The sequence below is a fragment of the Bradyrhizobium sp. CB82 genome (assembly GCF_029714405.1).
In the GTDB taxonomy this organism is placed as follows: domain Bacteria; phylum Pseudomonadota; class Alphaproteobacteria; order Rhizobiales; family Xanthobacteraceae; genus Bradyrhizobium.
The window spans coordinates 804,998-831,460 of record NZ_CP121651.1; the positions used below are offsets into that span (position 1 = coordinate 804,998).

Below are 26,463 nucleotides of genomic sequence, written 5' to 3' on the forward strand. Positions count from 1 at the left end.
CTACGACCGTCATGTCAGGATACCGGCGAAGCAACTCGGGCAGAATCGGCGCGATCCAGCGTGCCAAGGACATCGGCGGCGCGAGCTTCACGAGGCCTCGCGGGCGAGTGCTGACATTGACATTCCTGCAACGATGGCTTCATCCATCAAGCGCTCTCGCCGGGCTATGGCTTGCCCCTCTCCGCCAGCAGCGGCCGCTGGTCGTTTCGACTGCTCCGCACGCGGGGCCACGTTCAAAGCTCCTTTCGTCCAAATCCCAGCACGGCGATACAGGACGAATTCCAGCGCTCCACTGAGAATCGTCCCCATGCGATAGGCAATTGGAGGTTTGAAATGAGCCTCCCGGGACCGAACGAGCGGCTGTTCTCGGTCATAAAGATAAAGGCGGTCGTTGATTCCCTTGTAGCGGAAGGCATATCCGAGCGCGACGCTCTCAGCGGCACTCTTGTCTCTCCAGCGGATCTGCGCTCACCCAAGACGCGCGTTTCCCTAAATCAAGTGATCCAGTGCTACAAAAACGCTCTTGGTAGCTGCTCAAAGCCAGGATTCGCGTTTCGCACCGGCTTACGTTGCACCGTCAGCACATATGGATTGTATGGGTTCGCGATCTTCAGCAGCACGAGCTTCCGGCGATCCATGCGGTTTACCGTGCAATACCATCAGCTCGCGTGTCCGGTCGCCGATATTTGCTTCAGCGAGAGCGGTCAAAACGCAAACTGGGCCGTCACGCCGGCGTTCCTTCCCCAGGTCGATATCGCGCTTTACAGATTTATTGTCGAGCAGCAGTTCGGCATTCAGATCTCGCTTCATCGCGACATCATGGGACCATCGTTTGAACCGCGAGATCTGCGCGTTACATATTCCCCGGCCTATGAGGAGCATGAATATCAAAGCGCCTTTGGCTACCCCCTGCTCTTCAATCAGCCAGAGAATGCGCTCTCGTTCGACCGGGATTGGCTGGACAAGACACCAAAATACGGCGACGAGCTTACTTATGAAACAATGCGAGAGCATTGTATTGACCTTCTTGACGATATGCGGCTCAAGACTGGCGTCGCCGGGAAAGTGCGTCACGCTCTGTTGCCGGACTTGGCCAGACCAACTACATTTTCCGAGATGGCAATTCGCCTAGGAATGTCTGACAGAACATTGCGTCGTCGATTGCAGCTGGAAGGCACGTCTTTCCGCGATCTGATTGACGAGTTGCGAATGGAGGTTGCAATAAGGTACCTCCGCGACACAACGCTTTCGGTCGAAGATATTTCCACCTCACTCGGGTTCAGTGATCCAACACACTTTCGACAAGCATTTCGCCGCTGGACTGGCTCCTCGCCAGGAGTATTTCAAACGAACGCGCAACGCGCCTTCAGTCAGGTGATCGATGAGGCGGCAAACGGAGGTCGTTCGTAGAGCCCCCGGGATCCAGCATGGTTTGAATTTGCTGTAACCTGGTGCCTTAGCATCATCTCGATGATCCGGATTCCCTCAACGTTCTCGCTTTGGATTGCGCGACCAGTCTCGCACGGCGGCGTTCCGGAAGATTTGCGATCCTTTGGATTTCTTTCCAAGACTTCTGTTTCCGAGAGCACTCCAACGCGTTACTCCTCAAGAGCCCGAGGTACAAACCGGCGTGTGCTGCTGGCTGACGAGGCGCGTGTTCTATCAGCTTGATGAAGCGAGGGGGAGCGTCTCGTGTCGATGCAGACTGTTGCGATAGTAGGTACCGGATCTCTGAGCACGGAGCTGGGTAAGCTCGCCCTTACAGCAGGTCTGAGTGTGCTCTTGGTTGGCCCGAGTCGGTCCGTTGTCACCAGGGATTCGGAACTGATCAGAGCAGCCCTTGGTGAGCTCGTTAGCAACAGCTCGATACCAGCTTCAAAATTGGATCTGCTTCTCTCTCATTTAAGCGTTTCGGACTCATATGAGGCTCTCATAGCGGCGGACGTCGTGTTCGACGTCAGCACCACCGGTCCGGAGGCAAGCGCAGAGTTACTTAGGAGAATCGATCCGTTCCTGGCTCCGGATGCAGTCGTCGCATCAACAACCTGCCTGGCTTGTATAACGCGCTTGGCATCCGTTATTTCTCGGCCGGACCGCTTTGTTGGGATGCACTTCCTTCAACCTATTGGGACGTGTCAGTTGGTTGAGATCGTTCGAGCCTTGCAAACCAGTGACGCGGCCTGTGCTATCGCGGAAACTCTGGCTTCCATGTTGGGCAAAACGCCCATCGCTGTCAGGAACACACCAGGTTTCATAGTTGCTCGTATCCTTGCACTGATGCTCAACGAAGCCTTCTTCATTCTTGGCGAAAGCGACGTCTGTGCGTCTGACATCGATGAAGCAGTCAGGCTGGCATTCAGCTGCCCATTTGGACCGTTTGAATTTGCTGACAGCGTTGGACTCGACGTGGTCCTATCAGCTGTCCGATCACTTCATGAAGATCTTGGTGATCCAAAATACCGTCCAGCGCCCAGCCTCAAGGAAATGGTCGCGGCCGGCTATATTGGTCAACGGTCAGGAAGAGGAGTCTATAGGTACTAACATAGTCACTTCCGAAACTGGCCGATGCATGCTCCGATTAGGGCGTGGGAGTCATTAACGCGCGCCGTGGCCTGATTGACCCAAGTTGGACGAAGGCGAGAAGCCATTAGAGACGGCCGGGACGCGCGATCCGGGCCGCACTCGAGGCCGAAGTATCTGTTGCTAAGCGTGGGGTGCGGATCCGAGCGGGAGTGCATGCGGGAGAAATCGAGCTGATTGATGGACACGTTATAGGAGTCGCGGTTCATGCGGCTGCACGGGTTTTGGGGCAGGCCGACGCTGATGAATCCTGATCTCAAGAGTAGTTAGTTAAGGATCTTGTTACAGGAGGCGATTTCCGATTGTCGCACAGGGCGTTCCGACTTGAAGGGCTTCCCTGAAAAGTGGGACCTCTACTCCGTATCCATCTAGCCAGAAAAACGCGATGAAGGAGTGCCGACCCGCTTGGCTGCGGATCTCGACGTTCGATGCACTTCGGCTTTTGCCACAGCCAGCAGCATGCGTCGATCTCCTATTGGCGCTTTGCGACAGTTTTCAAAAGCAAGCGGGCCCAAGCGTAACGCGGGGAACGGGTCATCCGCGGTGATCAAGCCAAGCGGATGCGGTCAATGCAGACGCTAAGTTCTGTGCGTCAAGTTCAGCAAAATTGATCATGGGGTCCGGCCAAGCCATCCCCTCGGAGCCGCCGTCGCTCGCTCGGCCCAAGCGCAGCGCTGGCGAGCGACGGCGGCGGAGAGGGGTGGCGTCCATCCCTTTGGTGGGCCTGAGCATCGTCAGGCCGCCCGGCGTAGCGTCTCCTTCTTGTGCTCCTTCAAGAGATCCATGTTCAGATAGCGATGGTCCTCGAGCCAGGCCTCGTGGCGCTCGACGGTCAGCGCCCGCACCAGCCTTAGGCAGCTCTCGGCGTTGGGGAAGATTCGCACCACGTAGGTGCGCCGCCGGATCTCCTCGTTGAGGCGCTCCAGCATGTTGGTCGACTTCATGTGCTTGCGGTGCACCAGCGGCAGACGGAAGTAGGTGAGCGTCTCCTCGATGTTGTCCTCCACCCAGCCGGTGAGCTTGGGGTATTTGCCGCCCCATTTGGCAAGCCACGCCGCGAGATCGCGCCGCACCTCGCCAAGATCGCGCCGGTCGTACATCCAGCGCAGCTCGAGCAGACAATCGTCGTCGACCTTGCGCGGCACATAGTCGAGCGCGTTGCGCAGGAAGTGCACATAACAGCGCTGCCAGAACACGCCGGCGAGCACTTCGGCGATCGCCTTCTTCAAGCCGGGATGGTCGTCGGAGACGACAAACTCGACGCCATGCAGGCCGCGCGCCTTCAACGCTTCCAAAAACTCCTTCCAGCTCGACCGGCTCTCCCGGTTGGCAAGCTCGACCGCGAGCACCTGACGCCGGCCTTCCCAGTCGACGCCGATCGCGATCAGCACCGCCTGGCTCGCAATGATGCCGTCCTCGCGCACCCGCTCATAGCGCGCATCCAGGATCAGATAGGGGAACGGTTCCTTGAGCTTGCGCTCGCAAAAGGCCTTCAGCGACGCATCCAGCCGTTTGTTAATGGCGCTGATCGCTGAGGCCGAGAAGGCATGCCCCACGAGTTCCTCGGTGACTTGCTTGACCTTCCGCGTCGAGACGCCTTGCACTTACATCTCGGCCAAGGCCGCAACCAGCGCCTTCTCCGAGCGCTGATAGCGTTCGAACAGCTCGGTCGAGAACCGCCCCTGACGGTCCTGCGGCACCTTCAGCTCGATCTTGCCGACCCGGGTGATCAGCGAGCGCGGATAGTAGCCGGAGCGATAGCCAAGCCGTCCCTCGCTGCGCTCTCCTTTCTCCGCACCCAGCGTCTCCGTCATCTCGGCTTCGAGAATTTCCTGCACCGCACCCTGGAGCAGCGGCTTCAGGAACTCCTTGTCCGACCTCAACAACTCTTTGACTGCAGAGACGTCCGTCCTAATCTTCGTCACGGTCATGGCGGGTCCAAGCTCCTCTACGAGCGGTGATCTTCGCAATCACCGGACTTACCATGACCGCTTCAGCCTCTCAGCTTTTGCAGAACCTTCCGCACACTACCCAGACGCTATATCGATGGTGAACCTCGGCCATACCAGGACCAGTTCGAAAGGATTAGCGGTCGCGAACGATCGGATCAAACCGCCCACCGCGTGGCGGTGGTAACATTCGGTCCCGCAGTACCGATTGTGAGTGGACAGATCACGCAAATAACTCAGCTCCAGCGGTTGCGCGCATGCTGAGCAGGCCGACGCTCTGCGGGGTCTCCTATGATTCACCAACACGAATTTGATAGCAGCAGTCGGCATTTTCTGGTTCTCGCTTTCGCCGGCCCCCTTTTTTCGAACAGCGGAGGATGGGTCACGCCACGGGGCCTTCCGGCAGTGCTTGAGCGGCTCGCCGGCCTAGCGGGGAGCAAGCCATAGTCTGAGAATGAGCGATAGGGCGGCGACAGTCCCGACGCCGCCAAGCCAAAGCGCGCAAAACCACAGCAGACGATACCCGAGCAGGGGCAGTTTCCTGGTGTCATGCATCAGTGATACCCGCTCCCTTGCGTGACCTTGCCGCGGAACACCCAATAAGCCCAGCCAGTATAGCCAAGAATGAGCGGCATCAACCCGGCGACGCCAACTAGCAGGAAGAGCTGACTGCTCGCCGGCGCGGCCGCCTCCCAGATCGTGATGCTCTGCGGCACGACGTAGGGATACATGCTGATCCCTAATCCGGCATAGGACAAGCCGAAAAGTCCCAGCGAAAGAAAGAATGGCCGCGAATCCTGCTTCAGCGCCAGGCTGCGGAGCAGCAGCCCGCTTAAGACGGCGACGGCCAGCGGCACCGTCGCAGTCGCCAGAATGTTCGGCCAGGCGAACCAGCGTTGCGCGTATTGAATGTGGAGAAGCGGCGTCGCAACGCTTACCGCCACGATCGCGCTGAGCATGCCGAACAGCAGGTACCAGCTCACGCCGTAAGCACGCTCGCGCAAGACTCCCTCCGTCTTCAGCACCAGCCATGTCGCTCCGAGCAGCGCATAGCCGATCACGAGCGAGATACCCGTCAGGAGGCTGAATCCGCTGAGCCAGTCCCACCAACCACCGGCATAGTGCCGCCCGTCGACCTGTACGCCCTGCAGGATTGCACCGAGCGCGATGCCCTGTGCAAGCGCGGCCAAGAGCGAGCCGCCAGCAAACGCGAAGTCCCACGGGTTGCGCGGCCCGGAAGATCGCCAGCGGAATTCGAAGGCGACTCCTCGGAACACCAGGCCGAGCAGCATGGCGATGATCGGCGCATAGAGTGCGGGCATGAGCACCGCATAGGCCAGCGGGAATGCCGCCATCAAGCCGCCACCGCCGAGCACTAGCCAGGTCTCGTTGCCATCCCACACCGGCGCCACGCTGCTCATGATCACGTCCCGGTCCGACTTGGCGCGGAAGAGCGGAAACAGGATGCCCAACCCGAGATCGAAGCCGTCCATCACCACATAGACGAAGATGGCGAACGCGATAATGAAGGCCCAGAGCGTCGCGAGGTCGAACGTAGCTGTCATGGATGCGGTCCCTGTGTAGCAATGCTGGAGGCAGGGGTAATTCCCGCAGCACGCGAAGGTAGATCGGCGCGCGGCCCCTCCTCATCCGCTCGCGGCGGTAATGCCATCAGGCGCAGGATGTAGAACGCGCCCGCGACGAACACGGTGAAATACACCATGACGAAGGCAAGGAGCGATGAACCCACCGCGGGCGCCGCGAGCGGCGAGACGGCGTCGATGGTCCGCAACAGCCCATAGACCGTGAAAGGCTGCCGCCCTGTCTCAGTGGTGATCCAGCCCGCCAGGACGGCGGCAAAGCCGGCCGGTCCCATCAGCATGGCGAATACATGCAGGAGCCGGGAGCTAAACAGCGTGCCGCGCCAGCGTGTCCACAGGCTGAAGAGGCCGAGCCCGAAGATCAGACAGCCAAGTCCGACCATCACCCGGAACGACCAGAAGGTGATTGGCACCGGCGGCCAGTTTTCCCGCGGTATCGTGTCGAGGCCCGCCAATGGCGCATCCAGCGAATGCTTGAGGACCAGTGACGACAGTCTCGGGATCTCGACCGCATAGTCCACCCGTCCTGTAGTCTGGTTGGGCATGCCGAACAGCACGAGAGGTGCGCCATCGGGATGGCTCTGGTAGTGGCCCTCCATGGCCATCACCTTCACGGGCTGGTGCGCCAGCGTATTGAGACCGTGCTGGTCGCCAGCGAGGATCTGGATCGGCGCGACGAGCGCCGCCATCCACATCGCCATCGAGAACATCATCCGCGCCCCACCCTGGTCCTCGTTGCGCAGCAGGTGACATGCGCCGACAGCGCCGACCACGAGGGCGGTGGTCAGGTAGGCGGCGAGCACCATGTGAACCAGGCGGTAAGGAAAGGAGGGGTTGAAGATCACCTTGAGCCAATCGGTCACGACGAACTGTCCGCTGGCGTTGACCGCGTAGCCCGCCGGCGTCTGCATCCAGGAATTGGCCGAGAGAATCCAGAATGTCGAGATGAGCGTGCCGATCGCGACCATCGAAGTGGCCAGAAAATGCAACCGCGGGCCGACGCGATTGAGGCCGAACAGCATGACGCCGAGAAATCCGGCTTCGAGAAAGAACGCAGTCAGGACTTCGTAGCCCATCAGCGGGCCGATCACCGCGCCGGTCTTGTCGGCGAAAGCCGCCCAGTTGGTGCCGAACTGGTAGGCCATGGCAATGCCCGACACCACGCCCATGCCGAAGGCGACCGCGAAAATCTTGAGCCAATAGTTGAACAGGTTGAGGAAGACGGCGCGGCCGGTCCACAGCCACAGCGTCTCCAGCACCGCGAGGTAGCTGGCAAGCCCGATCGAGAACGCGGGAAACACGATGTGGAACGACATCGTGAACGCAAACTGCGCTCTTGCCAACACGACAGGGTCAAGGTTCGCAAACATCGGCGTGATCCATCGTATTGAGTGCACCAGCGGCAATTGCAAGAACTGCGACAGAGCCGACGCTCGGATTGAGATCTCCCAGCAATCCAACGAAGGCGCAGAAGACGACAAGCAGCATCACGCGCGATTTCGTGACCGTGAGGAAACCGGGCAACCGGCAGTGGTTTGCTAGTGAGAAGGCGTTATGAGGCGACGACGCAAAGCCAGACTGGCCTTCGCCAAGCTGACTTGCAATGCCATTGACGTTCATCAAGCTTCTCCAAGTTTGCTCGAACCGAAATGTCGCGTCGCCGCGCCTAACGTTGAACTCACACTGCATGTTCAGCGAGTGCAGTGCTTGTACGTGGGTGCTCGCTTGTGACCAGTTGTGCTTAGACGATCCGTGTGGCCTACGAGGCGCCGTCGCAAGTCCGCACGTCCACCTTAGGTATCGCCTCAACCTTCGACCTGATCCTTCCCGCATGCTATTCGAGTGCTTCTTGCTCATTGCTGCATGAAAAGCGGCACCGATGTTCTACGCACCGCACCACCGTTCAAGAACAGCCCAAGCTCCGCCTTTATCTTGAAGCTAGAGGGGGCTGGCTCTGGAGATCATCGGTGCACCATGACTACGATTCTGACCAAATCGTTCCCGAATGACAAACCACCCGTCGCGAAGCAGCTTCCGCAGAAAAAGCGTGTTCTGATCATTGGCGGTGGGTTCGCTGGCATCGCGGCAGCGCGGGCGCTCAACCGAGCCGATGTTGAAATCATCCTGATCGACCGGCGCAATCACCATATTTTCCAACCACTGCTCTACCAGGTCGCAACCGCGGTTCTTGCGCCCTCCGAAATTGCGACGCCGATCCGCCAGCTCGAGGCGAAGCAACGAAATCTCAGCGTGACGCTGGCTGACGTCACCGCTATCAATCCAGACGCCCGCACGGTCGATGCGATTTGCCCAGGATTGGGGCCGCGAAAGTTCGATTACGACTATCTGGTCGTCGCCACCGGCATGCGTCCGAGCTATTTTGGCCATGATGAGTTCGCACCGTTCGCGCCGGGTCTCAAGAGCCTCAATGACGCAGAAGCGATCCGAAGCAAGATTCTGAGCGCATTCGAACTGGCGGAATCAACTGATGATGAGCAGGAGCGCACTCGCCAAATGACGTTCGTGCTGGTTGGAGCGGGCCCTACCGGCGTCGAGCTTGCTGCTTCGATCGCCCACCTGGTCTCAGTGACCCTGCGCAAGAACTTTCGCAATATCGATCCCACCAAGAGCAGGATCGTTTTGCTCGACGGCGGTAGCCGTGTGCTCCCGACCTTTGCGGAGTCATTGTCGAAGAAGGTGGCTAAGCGGCTTCGAGGGCTTGGTGTCGAAGTCTTGACCGGAGTGAAGGTCGAGAAAGTCGATGCGCAGGGCGTGATCGCTGGCGGCGAACGACTTTCAAGCGCAACTGTCCTTTGGGCTGCAGGTGTTGCAGCTTCCCCTGTGGTCAAGATGCTCGGCACAGGCACGGATCGGGCCGGCCGCGCGTTGGTGGGGCCTTACCTGGACGTCCCCGGAGTGCCCGACGTGTTCGTGGCAGGCGATGCAGCCTCGGTGACACAAGATGGCCGGCCCGTGCCCGGCGTAGCGCAGGCGGCCATCCAACAAGGACAATTTATCGGACGGCTCATTGCCAACCGAGTCCGAGCACGCAAAGACGGCCGGCCTTTTCGCTATCACAACAAGGGCAATATGGCGGTGGTCGGCAAGAACTTCGCCATCCTCGAAGCCGGTCATCTGCGTAGCAGTGGCTTCCTGACCTGGCTAGTGTGGGCAGTCTTGCATGTCTTGACCCTGCCCCAGCTTCAGAACCGGTTTCGGGTCCAGACGCAATGGCTATGGTCGTATCTGACTGGACAGCGCAGCTCACGCCTGATTTCCGAACCGTAGCGCTCTCCTCAGTAGCAATTGGTTCAGTTGCGACCCAGCCTTGCTCCTTGTCTCGCGTTCGTTGTCTTGGCCGCTCCTGCCAAGACTCGTTGCTTAGAGGCGAGTGGCCGGCTGAGGCCGACAGCCGACCGGACGCAACTAGCCGCCGGTCCTCGTCGATTCGTAGAGGAACCATGACCGTCGCTCTGCTTCGTCGATCCACACCTCGATGAGGCTCGCGGTCGCAACGTCATTCTACTCTTCACAGACCGCGTACGTTTCCCGCAAAATCGTCGCGATCCGTCTGTTGTCCTCCGCCAGTTCGGCCAACATGTCTTGCGGCGTCACGTACGGCGCGTCGTTGTCCAGAATACGCTGGATACGATGAATATGTCCGATGGAGCGCGGGGTCGTTCCGCCCACCTTTACGGGCACGTTCAGCAATTACATCCGTTGTCCCGAAAATCTGAGCGGCGTGCTCGTCGGGCATCAGATGATAGTCCCGAAAGTGAGGTCCCGACATATGCCAGTGCAAGTTTTTTGTCTTCAGACAGAGCGCGAAAATGTCCGCCAGCAGCCCGGTCAGCGCAGCGGAAATATCCATACTCGCGTCGGCACTCAAGTCCGCCGGTGTGCGAAATGGCGCGGTCTCGCGGATTGCGGGCGAGGTGCGGTGCATTTCTCTAGCTCCATTCGAGTTACCAATTTCGGGAGGCTTGAGCCCTTCCCGGCTGGATGAACCGCGCTGCTCCGCTTCGCTTTGATATCGTTGCCGATGATCGTACGAATCGATCGCCAGGACTGTCGCGCGAACAGAAACGTTGCCTGACCTCGGCCTCCGGACTGATACCAGCATTCGTTGCTGGCCGGGCAGAAGCACCGCCGCCCGGCCGGACCATCGCTAGCGGACGCTCAAGGCTCCGCTTTTGCGTGCCAGCAAACATCGCGAGCAGACCCTAAATGGGCGGTGCGAGGTGTATGACCGAGGAGCTCTAGTGTCCTGAACCAGAAGTTCGCAACATCGCGTCGTGTTTTGCTGGGGCATTGTAACGGCAGAAGCGCTCGATGGACGCAAGGATGTCATCGGCGGATTTGGTCCATCGGAACGGTTTGGGATCGGCGTTGTGTCGTTCGATGAACGAGGCGATGTCGGCCCTGAGGGCGGCTACGCTGCGATAGACGCCGCGCCTGATCTTATCGGTGAGGAGCGCGAAGAAGCGCTCGACTTGGTTGAGCCATGACGAACTGGTCGGGGTCAGGTGCACCTGCCAGCGCGGCCTTTTGGCCAACCATCTCCGGATCATTGGGGTCTTGTGCGTGACGTAATTGTCCATGACGAGATGGACGTCGAGTTCGCGTGGTACGGCAGCCTCGATCTCGTCCAGGAACTTGCGGAACTCGGCGGTGCGGTGGCGACCGTAGCACTTGCCAATGACCCGTCCGGTCGCAATATCGAGGGCGGCGAACAGCGATGTGGTGCCATGCCTTTTATAGTCATGGCTCCTTCGGGCCGCTTGGCCGGGACGTATCGGCAGCATCGGCTGGCTGCGGTCCAGCGCCTGGATTTGGGACTTCTCATCCACACAAAGAACGATGGCGTGCTCCGGCGGCGAGACGTAGAGGCCCACGACATCGCGCACTTTGGCCACAAAGTTCGGATCGGTCGAGAGCTTGAAAGTCTCCATCCGGTGCGGCTGGAGCCCGAAGGCCCGCCAGATGCGTTGTACCGTCGACACCGATAGGCCGCTGGCCTTCGCCATGTCGCGGGAGCTCCAATGAGTGGCGTTCTCAGGGCAACTCTCCAACGTCCTCACGATCACGGCTTCGATGCGGGCATCGTCAATCGTGCGAGGCGCGCCGGAGCGCGGCTCGTCGTGCAGCCCGGCCACGCGCTGCTCAATAAAACGCCGCCGCCACTTGCCTACCGTCTGCCGATCCAGCCCCAGCTTGGCCGCCACTTCCGTGTTCTGCCCGCTTTCCGCACAGGTCAGCACGATCCGGGCTCTCAGAGCCAGCGCCTGTGCCGTCTTCCGCCGCATCGTCAGCGACGTCAGTTCGGCCCGCTCATCATCGCTCAATGTCAGGGGAGCAAGTTGCTGGAAAGCCATTGGAGACTCCGTCGCCGTTTGCTTCCATCCTTGGCACAGCGACACGAATCTACTGCGAATCTATGATTGCGAACTTGTGACTCGGGACACTAGCCGCGCGCCGTCAACAGCGTTGTTGGGGAACGAGGCCCACTTGGCTGCGATCATATTTCATCACTCGGCGGCCCGCGCGGTCGGCAAATCGCTCGCCGCAAGTCCCATGCAAGTGGCAACGCCAATGCCGTAGTCGGGATCGGCGCGATAGAAATGCGCAGCCTGCCGCTTCACGATCTCCCTCGGCACACCTTCCATCGCCGCCTTTACATTGTCGAAGAGCCGCTCCCTCTCGTCGGTGCTCATCAGGCGGAACAAATCGCCAGCCTGGCGATAGTCGTCATTTCCGTCGCGATGGTTGTAGCGACCGGCGTCGCCCGCGAGCTTCAGCGGCGGCTCCTTGACGCTGGGATCCTGCGTCGGTCCGCCGAACGAATTTGGCTCGTAGTAGGCGTCCGGGTTCGGATTGCCGGCAAATCGCATGGCGCCATCGGCATGATATGTATGTACCGGGCAGCGCGGCTTGTTGACCAGAAGCTGCTCGGCGTTGACGCCAACGCGATAACGATGCGCATCCGCATAGCTGAAAATGCGCGCCTGCAGAACCTTGTCTGGCGAATGACCGATGCCGGGCACGACATTGGCCGGCGAGAGGGCCGCCTGTTCGACCTCGGCGAAATAGTTTTCGGGATTGCGGTTAAGCTCGAGAATGCCGACTTCGATCAACGGATAATCTTTGTGTGGCCAGATCTTAGTCAGGTCAAACGGATTGTACCAGTGCTTGCCGACATCGCTCTCCGGCATCACCTGGATGTAGAATTTCCACTTCGGGAAATCGCGGCGCTCGATCGCCTCATAGAGGTCGCGCTGATGGGTCTCGCGGTCATGGGCGATTCTCTGGGCAGCTTCCGCATTGGTCCAGTTCTTGATGCCCTGCTGGGTCTTGAAGTGGAACTTGACCCAGTGACGTTCACCGGCCGCCTTGACGAAGGAATAGGTGTGCGAGCCGAAACCATCCATATGGCGGTAGCTTTGCGGTAAGCCGCGGTCCGACATCAGGATGGTGACCTGGTGCAGGCTTTCCGGCGACAGCGACCAGAAGTCCCACATCGCGGTGTTGGAGCGCAGATTGGTCTTGGGATGCCGCTTCTGGGTGTGAATGAAGTCGCGGAATTTTAGGGGATCGCGGACGAAGAACACGGGGGTGTTGTTGCCGACGATGTCCCAGTTGCCTTCCTCGGTGTAGCAACGTAGCGCAAAGCCGCGCACGTCGCGTTCGGCATCGGCAGCCCCGCGCTCGCCGGCGACGGTCGAGAAGCGCAGGAATGCCTCAGTCTTCTTGCCGATCGTCGAAAGCGCAGCAGCGCGGGTGTATTTGGTCACGTCATTCGTAACCGTCAGCGTTCCGTAGGCGCCGGAGCCCTTGGCGTGCACCGTGCGTTCCGGGATGCGCTCGCGATTCTGGTGCGCGAGAACTTCCAATAGGTGGAAGTCCTGCATCAGGACCGGGCCGAACGGCCCCGCGGTTAACGAGTTTTGGTTATCGGCGACCGGTGCGCCCGACGAGGTGGTGATAATCGGCGATTTATCCATGAGCGTTCTCTTTCTCGGTGCTGTTTGGACTCAATCCCTGGTAACGGCACTTCTCCGTTTGATCGTTCTTCCAGAGAAACGCTTCGTTACCTCCATCCGCAGTCGTTTCGGGCATGGGCCTTCGTCGCTCGACAAGGTCACCTGCTGATAGGAGACTCGGTTGATCGCCGCGACGTTGCGCCTGCACCAATCCATCGTTCGTTAGCGCGGTTTGGCGGTCCTCTTGAAGTCAGGCTTGCGCTCTTCTAGGAAAGCTCTGAGCGCCTCTCTTGCGTCTTCAGATCGAACCTTTGCACCGAACTGTTCGTTCTCGGCCTTCATCGTGGCCCTAATCTGCTCGAGAAATGGGCCGCTTCATGAGTCTCTGGCTTGCGGCAGCGCGTCCGCCGGCTTCGCTGCCAGCTTCCTGGCCGTCTCCGTCGCTCTATCCAGCACCTCATTGTCGGATACGACCTGGGTGACGAGACCGAACTCCGATGGGACACGCAAGACGCTTCCAGCGTGTTCGGTAACGATCTCATCCATCGTCAGAGTTCCGGTCTCTGTCGTGAATTTCACTCCAAATCGAGGTTCGGAGGCGGCTCGCGCCGCCCCGACCGTGTCATCACGCTAGGCCGCATGTTCCCCTGCTTTCGGAATGGCGCCGCTCGCCCGCAAAGCATCAATTTCGGTCGCGCTGAACCCGAGTTGCTGAAGAACCTCCTCGTTGTGTTCTCCAATCTTTGGGGCCCGCTTCGCGGACACTTTGGCGACGCCATGCAACTGAATCGGACTGCTGATCGTCGACGTCAGCTTGCCGCCGGCGCCGTCGAGCGGAACGATGATGTCATTCGCACGGAGCTGGGGATCGTTGATCACCTCTTGCGGCCCACGCACCGCTCCGAACGTCACGTGAACGCCGTTAAACACCTTGTACCAATATGCCATCGGCTGCGAGCCGAACACTTCGTCGAAAATCGCCGTGAGCTCCGTCATGTTCGCCATCAGCTTCGCCGGGTCGGAGAACCGCGCATCCGCCAGGAGATCCGGTCGACCGATCGCCTTCGCCACGGCCTCCAGCTTATCAGGCGTGACGATGAGAACGAACCAGGTATCATCCTTGGCGCGATAGACGTTCATCGCCGCATTCGCGGGATGCTTGCGATCGTGCAGGCCGAAGAATTTCGCCTCACACAGTGCGGCCTGGATCGAAACGCTTGCGGACCATACGCCTTCGGCAAGAAGCGAGGTCGTGACGTGCGCCCCATCGCCGGTGCGCTCGCGACGATAGAGGGCGGTGACGATCGCAGAATAGAGCCCAACCGCTGTGGCATTATCACCGCTCCCGGCCACCGGCCAGGTTGGCGGCGCGCCGGCATCGCGCGTCATCGACAGCAATCCACTGCGTGCCCAGTACGACGTGATGTCAAAACCAGGGAGATTCGCATCCGGCCCCTTGTCGCCGAATCCCGTGATGTCCGCATAGATGAGCCGTGGATTCCACGGCACCACGTCCTCGTATTCCAGCTTCAGCTTTTTACGCGCAGGGTGCGGCGTGTTGACCACCATCACGTCCGCCCATTTGACCAACTTCTTGAGCACTTCAAGAGCGCTCGGCGACTTCAGATCAAGCGCCATACCCCGCTTGTTGCGATTGGCGAGATGCCAGGGGTAGGCATCGTCCGCGACCGGCTGCGGCGGCAAGTGGTTCGCGTGCCGCCACAGTTCGCCGCTCGGGGGCTCCACCTTGATGACGTCGGCGCCGAAGTCCGACAGGATGACCGCGGCGCTGGGGCCTGCGATGAAGCTCGCCAGATCCACCACTTTCAGTCCAGAAAAGATGTTGTCAGCGGACATTCTCTGCTTCCTCAGTGTTGTTGTGCGTGTTCGTTCGAGGGCCGGCTTGCGTGGGCGTCCAGGCGCTCTACCACGCTCGAGATCCAGCCGAGCAAGCGCGTCTGAATCTCGTGGCGGTTGATTTTCGTTGACCATCTCGTAGCGGGCCCCGGGAAATTCCCGAGATCCGAGGGAGAACGGGCTGTAAGCCCATGCCCGCGGTGGTCATTGCCATACACCGTCAAACCCACGGAAATCAGCACGTCGATCGTGTCGATGTAGCGTCTCAGATGCTCGCCCATGCCATGCGCGATCTGGATCACGCCTCGCGTCGGTCCACGGCTATCCCAGCGCGCGCAAGAGACGCATAAGCCATCGTCGGCCGTCAGACGAAACTTGGCGCTGAGAATGGCAGCCATGCGGAGCTCTCCCGATCTGCGCGGACCTCACCGTCCGTGAAACTGCGGCGCGCGTTTCTCGAGAAAGGCGGAGATGCCTTCCTTCTTGTCTTCGGTGGCGCCGCAAATGCCGAAGAAGGACGCTTCCAGGGCAAGGCCTTCGCTTTGGCTGGTCTCCAGTCCCTTGTTCGCGGCGTCCAGCGAGAGCTTCACGGCAATCGGCGCGTTGGCCGCGATCTGTTTCAGGATGGCCTCGGCCCGGTCAATCAGACATGCCGCAGGAACGACCTCATTGACGAGGCCAATGCGATAGGCCTCCTGCGCGGAGATCGTCTCGCCCGTGAGGATCAGCTGCAACGCACGACCTTTACCCACCAGGCGCGGCAAGCGTTGCGTTCCGCCACCGCCGGGCAGCAGTCCCAGCTTCACTTCGGGCTGACCAAATCTGGCGTGCTCCGCCGCGATCCTCATCGTGCAAGCCATCGCCGTCTCGCAGCCACCGCCGAGCGCAAAGCCGTTGACCGCCGCAATCACCGGCTTGCCAAGGTTTTCGATGAGGTCCAGCACACCCTGCCCGAACCGGCTGGATTCCTCCGCCGCGTAGGCGTCGACATGTGCGAGCTCACTGATGTCGGCGCCGGCGATGAAAGCCTTGTCACCAGCGCCGGTGAGAATCACGCCCAGCACGGACGCGTCGCCCTTTGCATCCTCGAATGCAGCCTTCAAATCGGTCCAGGTCGGCGTATTGAGCGCGTTGAGCACCTTTGGCCGACTGACCGTCACGTAGGCGATCGGACCCTTTTTTTCGTACCGAACGTTGGCAAGCGCCAGCGTCGCTCTGGGCAAGGCGCTGGGTGCCGTTGCAAGGGAAGGGGTAAGCGAAGCGGCTCCCGAAACCATGGTCATGTCTCCTGAATGGGGGGCGGCCGACGTCGATAGCGCCGGCTCCACCGAGATGTCACACGAAGGCGCCGTGACCGGTGATGGCCTTGCCGACGATCAGATTCTGCATCTGATACGTACCTTCGTAGGAGTAGAGTGCCTCCGCATCGGCAAAGAAGCGCCCAACGTTGTAGTCGGCAACAATGCCGTTACCGCCCAGGATCTCGCGGCCCCAAGCGACCGTCTCGCGTGACTTCGACGTGCAGAAAGCCTTCGCCAGCGCCGCATGATGGTCGCCGAGCTTGCCTTCATCGTCCATCTGCGCCAGGCGCAGCATCAGGCACTGACACGCCGTCACGTTGGCGAGCATCTTGGCGAGCAGATCCTGAATCAACTGGAACGAAGCGATCGGCTTCCCGAACTGCAGCCGCTCCTGGGCGTATTTAAGGGTTGCTTCGAATGCGCCCATCTGGATACCGGTTGACTCCCAACCCACCATGTATCGCGTCATTCGGAGCACTCGAGCAGTGTCGCGGAACGAGTTGCCGCCTTGCAGGCGGTTCGCCTCAGGCACCCGCACGTCCTTCAGCGTAATCTGGCCGTTCTGGACCACTTTGAGCGCGATCTTGTGCTCGATCTTCTCTACGCTGAAGCCCGGTGTGGATTTGTTTTCGACGATGAAGCCCTTGACCTGGTTGTCGGCGACATCGCGCGCCCAGATGATCGACAGATCACACCACGGCGCGTTACCGATCCACCGCTTCTGTCCATTGAGAATCCAGGTGTCTCCTTCGCGCTTGGCAGTCGTGGTCAGTCCGCCGCTCGCCCCGGATCCCACCAAGGGCTCGGTGAGGCCGAAGCAGCCGATCTTTTCCCAGCGCGCCATCGGCGGCAGCCATTTCTGCTTCTGCTCTTCCGATCCATCGAGATAGATCGAGCCCATAGCCAGTCCGCTGTGCACTCCGAAGAACGTGCAAATGGATGCGTCAACACGCGCCAGTTCCATCGCGACAAAGCCGAACAGCTTCTGACTCCCGCCCGCGCAGCCATACCCCTCGTAGCCAAGCCCACCGATGCCGAGATCATTGAACGACGGCAACAGTTCGAACGGAAACGCGTCATCGGCCCAATATTTGTTGATGATGGGCTGAACCTTGGTCTCCATGTAGGTCCGCACCTTCCGGACGACCGCTTTCTCCTCGGAGGTGAGAAGATCGACCAGTTGGTAGAAGTCGCCATTCGGGACGGGTACTGGCTTTGGTGCTGCGGTCTTGCTTGCTGCGCTCGCTGTGGGCATTTGGGATCTCTCCTCGCTGCGGCTCGGAAGCCTGAAAGAGTTGACGGACGGGTTGGACGTATGAACGATCTCGCCAGGGGCCTCAGGCGACCGGCGCCCTCGATTTCGTTTGGTTCGAGGTAACCTGGTTGCGCAGCTCAAGCAGGCCGAGCAGGACTTCGTCGCGCTCTGCCGCAAGTTCGTCGATCGAGCGCGAGCCGACCTCGGCATGGACACCGTCAATCAGTTTCTTCTGAACCTCAGGCGTCAGCTGCGGAGAACCCAGCACCTTCCACCAGGCGGTCATGGGGCCGGTGAATTGCTGGAAGAAATGCTCGATGCCACCCTGGCCGCCGCCGAGATGATTGAGCAGCACCTGCCCCATGATGCCCCAGCGGAGACCCGGGCCCCAGCATAATGCGGTGTCGACATCGGTGACGCTGACGACGCCCTCGGCGACGAGATGGTAGACCTCCCGCGCCAGCGCGGCCTGCAAACGGTTCGCAACGTGCCCAGGGACTTCTTTGTTCAGGCGGACAGTCCGCTTGCCGAGGCTCGTGTAGAACTCAGCGACGCGCTGGATCGTGCTCTCCGACGTCTTTACTCCGCCGACGATCTCGACCAGCGGGACCAGATGCGGCGGATTGAACGGGTGGCCGATCACGCAACGCTCCGGATGTTTTTCACACGCCGACTGGATCTCGCTCATGGTCAAGCCCGACGAGCTTGAGGCGATAATGACGCCGGGGTGCAGCAGCTCATCCAGTTGCCGATAAAGCGTCTTCTTGAAGTCGATCTTCTCGGGCCCATTTTCCTGGACTAGATCGGCATCCTTGACCGCGTCGGTGAGGACCGAAGTGAATGACATCCTGTTCTGAGAAGCACCGGATGCCAGGCCAAGCCGTTGCAGTGCGGGCCAGGCCGCTCCAACAAAGCGCTTCAATGCCGCTTCGGCGCCCGGCGCAACGTCTGTCGCTACCACGTCAAGGCCTTTGGCAAGGAAGAGCGCGGCCCAGCTTGCGCCGATGACGCCCGTGCCAATGATGGCAACTCGGCGAATGGGTTTGTCTTGCGACATGTCACTTCTCCTTCGGGATCTCGGCGTAGGCAATGCCGGTGAGGTTACCCTGTGCGTAGAGGAAGTCTCGCTTCCCGGATCCATCGAGCCGTGCGGAGTAGACCGAGCCGGCGAAATCGGTCACGAACATGCAGTTGTTTGGAACGTCGAGCGTGATACCGATCCCCTCCATGAGATGGGTCACCACGATCTCCGGCGCGATAGGCTTCCTGTCGATCGAGGCGCGGTTCACAGTGTTGCCGCGCGGAGGGTCGCCGCGGTCGGTCCAGTAGAGAACGCGGTTCTTGTGGTCGAGCTCGAGATCGATCGGCTCCGGCAGACCATCGAAGAAGATCTCGATGTCAGACCTGCTCGCGGCAGTCTGGCCCGCGAGAATCTCGACATTGGCCCGGTAGATACAGCCAAGCCCGCCATTGTCCGGTCCCTTTTGTGACCAGTAGATCCGCCCCAATTTCGAGTCGATCGCGAGCCCAATGCACCATCGCGCCTGGTCCTGGCGATCGGCATCGCCGCGCCCCGCCTCGATGAGCGTCTCCAGCCGCGAGCCGTCGAGATTGCATCGCATGACGCGCATGCCCTCGCGGTCGCACCAATAGAGCCTGCCGCCTTTCTTATCGAGAATCATCTGTTTCGGAGTGTGGGTCCGTCCCGGCGCGACGATTGTCTGGCGGTTGCTGCCGTCGAGATCGGCGCGCTCGATGGACCCGTCGTTCAGGTTCGGGACACCCATGTTGGTCCAGTAGATGTGGCCAGCTTCAACATCGACGGCGATGCCGTCGGGGAGCCGGCAGTCCGTCACAATGGTTTTGTGGTCGGAGCCATCCGTATTCATGGAGTGAATGCGGCCGGCGTTCAGCTCGAGCACGAAGAGGCGCGGGACAACCGCCCTGCCAACAGCGCTTTCAGAAGATTTTATGACTGCCTCGGGCATATCGCACACCTTTGTTGCGCTCTGACAAAAGTGGGGATCAGAACTCGACCGCGACTGTGCCGCGACAGCCGACCATTATCTTGGACAGGAGTGCGACCGCTGGAATGATTGCGCGTCTCCGAGCGCAAGCTCGTGGACAGGTTTGCGGATCTTGTTCAGGGCCGCCGCTTCCAATCGATCGACGACGATGATCTGCCGGGCAGAAACCGTCGCACACTGATCCGCGAACACGGCGCCCACGGTGTCCTCAAGCGCGACTTCGAACCTGTGATCGCGGCCGCACCGAGGCGTTGCGCTAAAGGCATGGGCCATACCGGGCTACAAACGATCTTCTTGAGCCGCCCTGCCACAGGGGCCGCCTCTGAGAGCGGGGCTTAGCTAGATCCAGCCGCCCTCCCTGCTTCAAGTCAGAAGCTGACAAGAGGACCCGCTGATTAAGAGACCTCCAATTCGCATTGATATCTCAACGGAACTTTTCCAACTGGGTTAGAATCCACCCCTCCAGATCAATGGCTTAGCGTGAAATCCAGCTGCGAGAGCGCGCAAAGGCTGGATGAATCAACGCGTCCGAGACGTCAGTCGTCTAGTCACGGCGAGTAATTGGCTTGCCGGCGACGGGCATGCTCTTCGCAGTCGCCCGGCTTCTTCGAAGGACAAACGCGCGACGCGCCAACGACGAAAAAAGGCCGATGGCAAACCGCCATCGGCCAGAAGTCGACCTGGTCGGAGCCGCGCCAGAACGGCCGCGAGGCTCGGAGCGTGTCGGGAGAGGACCGGCGCTCGTCAGGTCTTGTGCCACGTTGCGCCGATCAAGGGGAAAGGGCGGATCGCGACGCCGCCACCCTACGACTGGTCACCTCTTTCCGATTGAACAGATTTGCCGAGAACGGTCTGCAACTGCGCAATCGTGCGCCTCGATCTCGCTCGGGTCGACCGGAGCGCCATGTTGCCGCGTAGACGAGCTCGCGTTTCAGTAGTCGCCGACGCGACGCCATACCTACGTATGGTTCCGTGCCCCCTTCAGATGATCGCGCTTTACGAAGGGGCAATTGAGACCACGGGCCCGATCGCCCTAGTCAGTCTAGATGCATGGGAAAGCGCATCGGCTCATCCGATGCGACCGTGGCAAAGAGGGACATCGACGAACGGAAGGAGACAACAATGCAGAGCCGTCTGGAATGCTCCAGGACTGTTGGTGCCACGCGATGTGCGGTCTGTGACGGCAAGTCTGGTCTCGTCCGGCACTATTCACACCGCTTTGTTCGCAAAAGTGCGTCGATCGTTTCAGAACGCGCCGGGAAAGCGACCGCAGCTGGCTGCCGTGGCTCCGGATCGCGCTGAACCCGCTGCCGGAGAACCGCGCGAGGGTATCATGACATTCGAGATTTCACGACGAGGCAAGGCATATCTGGAAACAGCAAAGACCTTGTTCCGCAGCGCCCAGACCATGACCGATTGCGCGGTTGCGGCTCAGCTCAGGGCGCTGGCCGAGGATTATGAGCGGCGTGCCGAGAAAGCGTCGCATGCCGACGCGGCCAGAGCTTTGGCCCGCTCGACTGCCGCCGCTGAACGGCTGAATGCGTGGTAAGGGGTCGAAAGCCGACCTTCGCTACAAAGCCCGGCTATGCCGCCTTGATCAAGTCCGCTGCCTTCTCGGCAATCATGATGGTCGGCGCATTGGTGTTGCCGCCGACCAGCGTCGGCATGACCGAAGCATCGACGATCCGAAGTCCCTGCAACCCGCGCACGCGCAGCTTGGGGTCCACTACGGCCGTGTCATCGACACCCATCTTGCAGGTGCCCACAGGGTGATAGATCGTATCGGCCTTGTTGCGGATGTGATCCATCAGCGCCTCGTCAGAGGTGATCCCGGCGGCGAAGAGATCCCTGTGGCGATACTTCGCCAACGCCGGCGCCTGCACGATCCGCCGCACGAGCTTGACGCCCTTCAGCATGATCTCGGCATCGCGCGCGTCGGATAGAAAACGCGGATCGATACGCGGCGGCGCCAGGGGATCGCTGCTGGTCAGGCCGACCTCGCCGCGCGAGTAGGGCCTCAGTTGGCAGACGCGGCAGGAGAAGCCATAGCCAAAATGCACCTTGCGCATATGGTCCTCCAGTTTGGCGATGATGAAATGCAACTGAAGATCGGGGCGATCGAGGCTGGGATCCGATTTCAGGAAGGCTCCGCCTTCCGAACCGGGCGACGCGAAGAGGCCCGTTCCGTTTCTGCGCCATTGAAGCATGCTGCGACCCAGCTTGACCACGCCGCCCGGGGTGAGACCGAACAGGTCGGTCTCTTTCGATGAATAGCATGTGATGCAATCGAGGTGATCCTGCAGATTCCTGCCGACCCCCTTGAGCTCGTGTACGACGCCGATTCCATGTCGCCTAAGTTCATCCGCCGGACCGATACCGGAGAGCAGCAGAAGCTGCGGCGAGCCGAAGGTTCCGCCGCAAAGGATCACCTCACGCGAGGCTTCGGCGACCTCTTCGCGCCCGCCGCGGCGGTAGCGCAGGCTGGTCGCACGCTTGCCGTCGAACACGATCCCGGTGACTTGCGCGTGCGTAATGACCGTGAGGTTCGGCCGGTTCATCACCGGATGCAGATAGGCGGCTGCCGTCGAGCAGCGTTCGCCGTTCCTGTCGCCGTCCCAGAACTGGGTCACCTGATAAAGACCGGCCCCCTCCTGTTCCGGTCCATTGAAGTCGTCATTGCGACGGATCTGGTTCTCCGCGCAGGCTTCTACAAAGGCCGACGCGATCGGCCGCGGGCTGCGCTGGTTGGCGACGCGCAGCGGGCCGTCACCGCCATGAAAAGCATCGGCGCCGCGCTCGTTGCCTTCCGCACGCTTGAAGTAAGGCAGGACCTCCTTCCACGACCAGCCCTCGCATCCAAGTACTGCCCAGTCGTCATAGTCGGTGTGATGGCCGCGGATATAGATCATGCCGTTGATCGCACTCGATCCGCCCAGCGCCTTGCCGCGCGGCTGGTAGCCTCGGCGTCCGTTGAGCCCGGGCTGCGGCTCTGTCTCGAAGGCCCAGTTGTTGATCTTCGGCTTGCCCGACAGCATTGCCGCCACGCCGATCGGCGCCCTGACGACAACACCCCTGCCCTCGCCGCCGGCCTCGATTAGGCAAACGGTGAGCCTGTGATCTTCCGAAAGGCGAGCCGCGAGCGTCGCGCCGGCAGAGCCGCCGCCTGCGAGAACATAATCGTATGCCACCGAGTCTCTCCCTTGTCGGATTTTATCCACGGCGGGGTGGCGAACCAAAGCTGATGTCGCGATCCTCAATCGCGCTTGTCAGTTGACACCAAGTCCGACTCCGACGGCTCTGAATGTTTATCGAGCCAACTCGCCGAGCAGGCGCCGTGCCGCAAGAAGATCAACAGTTTCAAAACCCTCTGTGAACCGATTATAAACCTCTTCCAACAGCTTTTTGGGCTCGCCAGGGTTGCCCTGATCGGCCTTCAGCCGGGCGAGACTCATCGCGGTCCGCAGTTCCCAGGCGAGCGCGCCTTGCTTGCGCGCCAGTGCCGCCGATTGCAGGAAGAGAGCGGCTGCCGCGTCGGCGGGATTGTCCAATAGCGCGAGCAGTCCTTTCACCCGCAGAACCTCGGCCGTGCACCAATGCTCCCTGTTGAGATCCCTGCCTGCGAGCTGCGCCATCAGCGATACGGCGTCAGAACGGCGACCCGCCGCGATTGCGGACTCGCTGAGATGCGCCAGGATGAGAGGAACGAACACTTCATATTGCATTTCGGCCAGCAGACGCAGCCCCTCGCTCGCCAGCGGCATCGCCGTGTCGAACTCATTCCGCCTGGTCTGGCACAGAGCCAGAAGGCAATTCCCAATCCCCACCTGCGGTTTTATCAAATGAGTCCTGGCGTGCTCGATCAGCTCGACGATGTCGTGCTCGACGGCGTCGATATCGGTATCGGACAAGTACCTGTGGAAGCTGGCCCATGTCATCGCCACGCTGAGCGGCATTGCGAATTGAAGCGGCCTCGCCGCTTCGAGCACGCGCAAACCCAACAACTCGGCCTGCTCGGGAAATCCCTGCAGCCACAGCGTGCTTGCGAGATTGCCGAGCGTATCAACGCGACGGTCGTAGCCGATCGCATTGACCTGCGCGAGCCGCGCCTTTTCCGTGTCGATAGCGAGCGAGCGCTCGAGATGCGTTCGCGACTCTGCCAGCCTGCCGAGATGATGCAGAGAATGACCCAGCATCCACTCCGCCAGGGCGGTCGGACCTGGATCAGACAGCTTCCTCGCATCTTCGGCACAACGTTGCGCAAGTTCGAGCGCCTCATCGTAGCGGGTCCGGATATTCCCTCCCCAGGAGGCCAGATAGCGCAGTATCAATTTGCCCTGCGTTTCGCGAACGGTGTTTTCCAGCGTCCTGGTCCAGGCGACCATCGCTTCCACCGAAAAGCTCGTCGTGAACAACTGGGAGCTCGCGAGCGCCAGATGGATCACGATCTGCTGGTCTGTCGCCTTGCCATCCTCTCGGTCGGGCGCAACCGCGGCGGCTCGGATCGTCCAGTCACGGCATTCGGCAAACAAGGCTTTGCTCAACCAGATTGAACTCGCGTGGCTCGTCAGGTCGACGCCAATGCGTGGATCGCCGCTAGGTCCAAATGCCCAATGCAGTGCGGCGCGGATGTCATCGAGATGTGTCACCAGGGCGCGCCGATCATCCGTCGGCAAATCCGCCTCATTCGCCACTTTCAAAAATGAGCAATAGTATTCGGCGTGCGCGCGCCGGAATTGGTCGAGCTCTCCGGCATCGGCCAATTTCAGCGCGGCATATGTGCGTGTCGTGTCCAGCAGACGATAGCGCGCGATCGATCCTGTCGTGTCGGCTGAGGCCAGCGATTTCATCAGCAGCCCGCCGACCGCGTCGAACACCTCTTCCGCCCCGACCCCTGGGCCTCCGGCGACCTGCTGCGCGGCTTCGAGCGTGAAGCCTGTGACGAATACGGCCAGGCGCCGCAGAACCGTGCGCTCGACCTCCGACAACAAATTGTAGCTCCAGTCGAGGGTCGCGCCCAGTGTCTGATGACGCGGCGGAGCGGTCCGGCGCCCGGGCCAGCGCAAGGCAAATTCACTGTCGAGCAGCCTTGCAATCTCTTGCAGGCCGTAGGCGCCGACGCGCCCCGCCGCCAGCTCGATGGCAAGTGCGTTGCCGCCCAGCTTGCGACAAATATTGCCGGCGATCCTCACGTCCTGATCCGCCAGGTTGATCTGCCCGCCGCTCGTCGTCGCGCGCTGCACGAACAGTTTCACGGCCGGGAAGCCGAGCAACTCGGCGGCCGTCAGACTTGAGCCATCGGGCGGAGTTTCGAGGGGAGAAAGGCGGTAGACGTTTTCGTCGCCGACGCGCAGGACTTCCCGGCTGGTCACCAGCAGATGAAGCTGCGGCAGCGCCGCAAAAAGCCTCTCCGACAGCGCCGCCGCCTCCGAAACAAGATGTTCGGAGCCGTCAAGAATCAGCAGGACGGGCTTGCCATGCAAATGGCCAACCAATCCCGGTATCGGATCGCCGGACTGCACCGGCAGGCCGAAGGCCGACACGACGGCTGGCGCCAACAGCCGCGGATCGGCGACCGGGCTCAGCTCCACGAAGCAGACGGCGCCAAAAAATTCGGGCAGCAATCTGCGCGCAACGGATAGCACCACCGTTGTCTTGCCCAGCCCGCCTGGTCCGACAACGGTCACGAACCGCTCGCTCGTCAGCTTGTGACAGATTTCGCTGACGATCTCGTCGCGCCCTACCATCTGCCCGAGCGCCGGTGGCAGAGGGTAGTGAGCTTCAGGAAATTCATCGGCGGTCGGCAAACCAACCATCTCCCGCGACGTCGGCGCAACGAAGCAATAGCCGCGGCCCGGCACATTCGTGAGGTACCGCTCGCCACCCTCACCGGTATCGAGGGCCTTGCGCAACGCCGTGAGATGGACCCGAAGGGTGACCTCTTCGACAAAAATCCCGGGCCAAACCTTGGCGATCAGCTCTCTTTGGCCGACCACTTCACCCGCATTCTGAACCAGAGCGAGGAGGATATCGAACGCACGGCTGCCAAGCTTGACCGTCTCGTCGGCCTTCTTGAGAACGCGTTCCGAGGGATACAACCGAAACGGCCCGAAGGAGACGACCTCCTGGGTACGAGGGCCGCTCGTAGGAATAGCCGTCTGCAAGGCAAATACTTCTTATAGGGAGCAACGATCGGCGCGACGGTCTGGTCGACCCGACCGCTGCGGCGACCGGGTGCCTCAACTTTGATCTTAACGGCCGGGTCTCGGGATTAAAATACCATTTTTCGCTCCGCATCTAAGCGGCCGGTCAAGCAGCATGTGCTCCGATTCGGGTGCTTTGAGAAATTGCAAAGCAAAAGCAACGGCTTCCGCAATCTTTCCTCGATTGACACGATCTACAGAGCAGAGGCCTGGAAGACTTACCCATTCCTGCCGCGACGAGCAAAATTCGCTAAATTGCGCAAAAGAGACGGCCACATCAACGCCCGGCTGCAATTCCTGGACGCGCAATCTCTTTCGGTCCGTTCTCGCTCCACGTGGAGCGACAGCTGCTTTTTGCGGGCGACAGGCAAGTACAGCTCGGAAGCCGCGCTTTCGATATTCATGCCTTTCTGGTCCAGCGCCCCGGCGAGGTGGCCCGCAAAGAGCAACTGATCGCCCGAGCCTGGCCGCAAATCGTCCGAGCCGCCACGTTATTGCATCCCGCCTGCAGTTTCATACGAAACGGCCGCTCGTAATCCGCGCATCGCAACGTCCTTCTGGAACGCAAAGCTGTCCCAGCGGCGGCAATCTCATCCAAGATCGCAGCCAGCATTCGCATCACATTGCCGCGGAGCTCTGAGCGAGAGCGTGTCGGCAGGTGCGAAACGATGCAGTCCTCGAACAACCCGCGTGAGAGCAGCGGTTCTCCACCG

General features: G+C 60.6%; 19 protein-coding genes and 2 pseudogenes. 4 read left to right on the forward strand and 17 right to left on the reverse strand.

Going from position 1 to position 26,463, the window contains the following annotated elements; translation table 11 throughout:
• The first annotated feature begins 333 nt into the window (after positions 1-333).
• Positions 334-1,410, forward strand: coding sequence for an AraC family transcriptional regulator (locus QA640_RS47790; RefSeq protein ID WP_283043462.1), 1,077 nt, complete (start codon positions 334-336; stop codon positions 1,408-1,410).
• A 288-nt stretch (positions 1,411-1,698) separates the two neighbouring features.
• Positions 1,699-2,541, forward strand: coding sequence for a 3-hydroxyacyl-CoA dehydrogenase NAD-binding domain-containing protein (locus QA640_RS47795; RefSeq protein WP_283043894.1), 843 nt, complete (start codon positions 1,699-1,701; stop codon positions 2,539-2,541).
• A 773-nt stretch (positions 2,542-3,314) separates the two neighbouring features.
• Here the strand turns inward: QA640_RS47795 and QA640_RS47800 are convergent.
• The 5 genes and pseudogenes from QA640_RS47800 to QA640_RS47820 all read right to left on the reverse strand — a co-directional run bounded on the left by QA640_RS47800 (position 3,315) and on the right by QA640_RS47820 (position 7,750).
• Positions 3,315-4,511 (reverse strand): annotated as a pseudogene (locus QA640_RS47800) (IS256 family transposase).
• Between the two features lie 444 nt (positions 4,512-4,955).
• Entirely contained in the window at positions 4,956-5,084 is a 129-nt protein-coding gene (locus QA640_RS47805; RefSeq protein WP_283043463.1) for a DUF2474 domain-containing protein, read from the reverse strand.
• Positions 5,084-6,094, reverse strand: coding sequence for a cytochrome d ubiquinol oxidase subunit II (gene cydB, locus QA640_RS47810; RefSeq protein ID WP_283043464.1), 1,011 nt, complete (start codon positions 6,092-6,094; stop codon positions 5,084-5,086). The genes QA640_RS47805 and cydB overlap by 1 nt, the downstream gene beginning before the upstream one ends.
• The gene (locus QA640_RS47815; protein WP_283043465.1) at positions 6,091-7,500 is read right to left on the reverse strand and encodes a cytochrome ubiquinol oxidase subunit I; all 1,410 of its coding nucleotides are present in this window, start codon (positions 7,498-7,500) and stop codon (positions 6,091-6,093) included. The genes cydB and QA640_RS47815 overlap by 4 nt, the downstream gene beginning before the upstream one ends.
• Positions 7,484-7,750 (reverse strand): hypothetical protein, encoded by a 267-nt coding sequence (locus QA640_RS47820; RefSeq protein ID WP_283043466.1) that lies wholly within the window; start codon positions 7,748-7,750, stop codon positions 7,484-7,486. The genes QA640_RS47815 and QA640_RS47820 overlap by 17 nt, the downstream gene beginning before the upstream one ends.
• A 354-nt stretch (positions 7,751-8,104) precedes the next feature.
• Between QA640_RS47820 and QA640_RS47825 the strand changes: the two genes are divergently transcribed.
• Positions 8,105-9,418: an NAD(P)/FAD-dependent oxidoreductase gene (locus QA640_RS47825; RefSeq protein ID WP_283043467.1), complete on the forward strand. Its 1,314-nt coding sequence runs from the start codon at positions 8,105-8,107 to the stop codon at positions 9,416-9,418.
• 138 nt (positions 9,419-9,556) lie between these two features.
• Here QA640_RS47825 and QA640_RS47830 read toward each other — a convergent pair.
• From QA640_RS47830 to QA640_RS47875, 10 genes and pseudogenes are all read right to left on the reverse strand, one after another.
• Positions 9,557-10,076, reverse strand: a pseudogene (locus tag QA640_RS47830) (DNA starvation/stationary phase protection protein).
• A gap of 313 nt (positions 10,077-10,389) precedes the next feature.
• On the reverse strand, positions 10,390-11,505 hold the full coding sequence (locus tag QA640_RS47835; RefSeq protein ID WP_283043468.1) for an IS630 family transposase: 1,116 nt from the start codon (positions 11,503-11,505) through the stop codon (positions 10,390-10,392).
• A 153-nt stretch (positions 11,506-11,658) separates the two neighbouring features.
• Positions 11,659-13,131, reverse strand: a complete 1,473-nt coding sequence (locus QA640_RS47840) for a catalase (RefSeq protein WP_283043469.1) — start codon at positions 13,129-13,131, stop codon at positions 11,659-11,661.
• Positions 13,132-13,485: 354 nt separating this feature from the next.
• A complete protein-coding gene (locus QA640_RS47845; RefSeq protein ID WP_283043470.1) occupies positions 13,486-13,656 on the reverse strand; it encodes a hypothetical protein in 171 nt (56 codons plus the stop codon).
• Positions 13,657-13,740: 84 nt separating this feature from the next.
• Positions 13,741-14,967, reverse strand: coding sequence for a CoA transferase (locus QA640_RS47850; RefSeq protein ID WP_283043471.1), 1,227 nt, complete (start codon positions 14,965-14,967; stop codon positions 13,741-13,743).
• Between the two features lie 11 nt (positions 14,968-14,978).
• Positions 14,979-15,365, reverse strand: coding sequence for an alpha/beta hydrolase (locus QA640_RS47855; RefSeq protein WP_283043472.1), 387 nt, complete (start codon positions 15,363-15,365; stop codon positions 14,979-14,981).
• A gap of 27 nt (positions 15,366-15,392) precedes the next feature.
• Complete coding sequence (locus QA640_RS47860) at positions 15,393-16,250, reverse strand: enoyl-CoA hydratase-related protein (RefSeq protein ID WP_283043473.1); 858 nt, start codon at positions 16,248-16,250, stop codon at positions 15,393-15,395.
• A gap of 52 nt (positions 16,251-16,302) precedes the next feature.
• On the reverse strand, positions 16,303-17,523 hold the full coding sequence (locus QA640_RS47865; protein ID WP_283043474.1) for an acyl-CoA dehydrogenase family protein: 1,221 nt from the start codon (positions 17,521-17,523) through the stop codon (positions 16,303-16,305).
• A gap of 82 nt (positions 17,524-17,605) precedes the next feature.
• Positions 17,606-18,580: a 3-hydroxyacyl-CoA dehydrogenase NAD-binding domain-containing protein gene (locus tag QA640_RS47870; RefSeq protein WP_283043475.1), complete on the reverse strand. Its 975-nt coding sequence runs from the start codon at positions 18,578-18,580 to the stop codon at positions 17,606-17,608.
• A 1-nt stretch (position 18,581) separates the two neighbouring features.
• Entirely contained in the window at positions 18,582-19,511 is a 930-nt protein-coding gene (locus tag QA640_RS47875) for a 3-hydroxyacyl-CoA dehydrogenase (protein ID WP_283043476.1), read from the reverse strand.
• Between the two features lie 1,372 nt (positions 19,512-20,883).
• Here QA640_RS47875 and QA640_RS47880 point away from each other — a divergent pair.
• A complete protein-coding gene (locus QA640_RS47880; RefSeq protein ID WP_283043477.1) occupies positions 20,884-21,099 on the forward strand; it encodes a hypothetical protein in 216 nt (71 codons plus the stop codon).
• A gap of 34 nt (positions 21,100-21,133) precedes the next feature.
• Here the strand turns inward: QA640_RS47880 and QA640_RS47885 are convergent, their stop codons facing one another.
• Entirely contained in the window at positions 21,134-22,738 is a 1,605-nt protein-coding gene (locus QA640_RS47885) for a GMC family oxidoreductase N-terminal domain-containing protein (RefSeq protein WP_283043478.1), read from the reverse strand.
• Positions 22,739-22,855: 117 nt separating this feature from the next.
• Complete coding sequence (locus tag QA640_RS47890; RefSeq protein ID WP_283043479.1) at positions 22,856-25,711, reverse strand: winged helix-turn-helix domain-containing protein; 2,856 nt, start codon at positions 25,709-25,711, stop codon at positions 22,856-22,858.
• Positions 25,712-26,463 lie beyond the last annotated feature (752 nt).

Bases quoted from the DNA above. Each gene is read 5' to 3' on its own strand.
- QA640_RS47850 (WP_283043471.1), bottom strand. From the start codon at position 14,967: ATGTCCGCTGACAACATCTTTTCTGGACTGAAAGTGGTGGATCTGGCG.
- QA640_RS47860 (WP_283043473.1), bottom strand. From the start codon at position 16,250: ATGACCATGGTTTCGGGAGCCGCTTCGCTTACCCCTTCCCTTGCAACG.
- QA640_RS47840 (WP_283043469.1), bottom strand. From the start codon at position 13,131: ATGGATAAATCGCCGATTATCACCACCTCGTCGGGCGCACCGGTCGCC.
- QA640_RS47825 (WP_283043467.1), top strand. From the start codon at position 8,105: ATGACTACGATTCTGACCAAATCGTTCCCGAATGACAAACCACCCGTC.
- QA640_RS47870 (WP_283043475.1), bottom strand. From the start codon at position 18,580: ATGTCGCAAGACAAACCCATTCGCCGAGTTGCCATCATTGGCACGGGC.
- QA640_RS47865 (WP_283043474.1), bottom strand. From the start codon at position 17,523: ATGCCCACAGCGAGCGCAGCAAGCAAGACCGCAGCACCAAAGCCAGTA.
- QA640_RS47790 (WP_283043462.1), top strand. From the start codon at position 334: ATGAGCCTCCCGGGACCGAACGAGCGGCTGTTCTCGGTCATAAAGATA.
- QA640_RS47880 (WP_283043477.1), top strand. From the start codon at position 20,884: ATGACATTCGAGATTTCACGACGAGGCAAGGCATATCTGGAAACAGCA.
- QA640_RS47835 (WP_283043468.1), bottom strand. From the start codon at position 11,505: ATGGCTTTCCAGCAACTTGCTCCCCTGACATTGAGCGATGATGAGCGG.
- QA640_RS47855 (WP_283043472.1), bottom strand. From the start codon at position 15,365: ATGGCTGCCATTCTCAGCGCCAAGTTTCGTCTGACGGCCGACGATGGC.
- QA640_RS47820 (WP_283043466.1), bottom strand. From the start codon at position 7,750: ATGAACGTCAATGGCATTGCAAGTCAGCTTGGCGAAGGCCAGTCTGGC.
- QA640_RS47795 (WP_283043894.1), top strand. From the start codon at position 1,699: ATGCAGACTGTTGCGATAGTAGGTACCGGATCTCTGAGCACGGAGCTG.
- QA640_RS47805 (WP_283043463.1), bottom strand. From the start codon at position 5,084: ATGCATGACACCAGGAAACTGCCCCTGCTCGGGTATCGTCTGCTGTGG.
- QA640_RS47875 (WP_283043476.1), bottom strand. From the start codon at position 19,511: ATGCCCGAGGCAGTCATAAAATCTTCTGAAAGCGCTGTTGGCAGGGCG.
- QA640_RS47815 (WP_283043465.1), bottom strand. From the start codon at position 7,500: ATGTTTGCGAACCTTGACCCTGTCGTGTTGGCAAGAGCGCAGTTTGCG.
- QA640_RS47845 (WP_283043470.1), bottom strand. From the start codon at position 13,656: ATGGATGAGATCGTTACCGAACACGCTGGAAGCGTCTTGCGTGTCCCA.
- cydB (WP_283043464.1), bottom strand. From the start codon at position 6,094: ATGACAGCTACGTTCGACCTCGCGACGCTCTGGGCCTTCATTATCGCG.